A 714-nucleotide genomic window follows, 5' to 3' on the forward strand; every position below is an offset into this window, starting at 1 on the left:
AGGCATCAGCGGCTCGGCCGCCGCCACGATCTCGGCCTGCCGCCACTCGTTGCGGCCGTGGCTGGTCTCGGTGCGCTCGGCAATGGAAGGGGTGGCGTCGGCCAGTTGCAGGTTGGCGCGGCGCAGCCAATGACGACGGTTGCCCTTCAGCGCAAGCAGGTAATCGCCACCTCTTTGGGTAATGGCCGCAGCCATGCGGGTGTGGCAGTGGAGCGCATCGGCGGTGACCAATCTGCCCGTAAGATCAATGAGTTCGACGACCTTGAGCGCGGCCTCGACTTCGTTCTCACCATCGCTCGGCGAGACTGCCGCCAGGCACAGCCGGGTCTCGGCGGCGAAGGCCGACACCGTCAACGGCGGACTGGCTGCCAAGCCCTTCTCGTAGGCCCGCCGCAAAGCCTTGCCGTCAAGCGACACCACCTCGGGCGTCTCTCGGCTGGTTCGGGCGAAAGCTGCGGCAAAGGCAGCAAAGGCGCGACCGAAGGCCTCCGGGTCGAGCAGGCGCAGCAGCCGCGAGAAGGTGTCGTGGCTGGGGGCTGCGTCATAGTCGATCAGCCGCGACAGCGCCTGCTTGCGCTCCTGCGCGAGCAGGGCAAATTCCGTCGCATTGCTGGCGCCGCACAGGCTTGCTGCGATCATCATCACGATCAGGTCGCCAAGCCGGTGCGTGGCGTTGGGCGCGCGTGGATCAGGCACCGCGCCAAAGTAGCTCTC

Annotated in this window: 1 protein-coding gene; it reads right to left on the reverse strand. The window is 67.1% G+C overall.

The annotated features are described in order from the left end of the window. Positions 1–714, reverse strand: a 714-nt coding sequence (locus tag NKH29_RS32575; RefSeq protein WP_353001436.1) for an ISAs1 family transposase, incomplete at both ends; no start/stop codon positions are given.

The organism is Mesorhizobium sp. M1295, from assembly GCF_040318135.1.
In the GTDB taxonomy this organism is placed as follows: domain Bacteria; phylum Pseudomonadota; class Alphaproteobacteria; order Rhizobiales; family Rhizobiaceae; genus Mesorhizobium.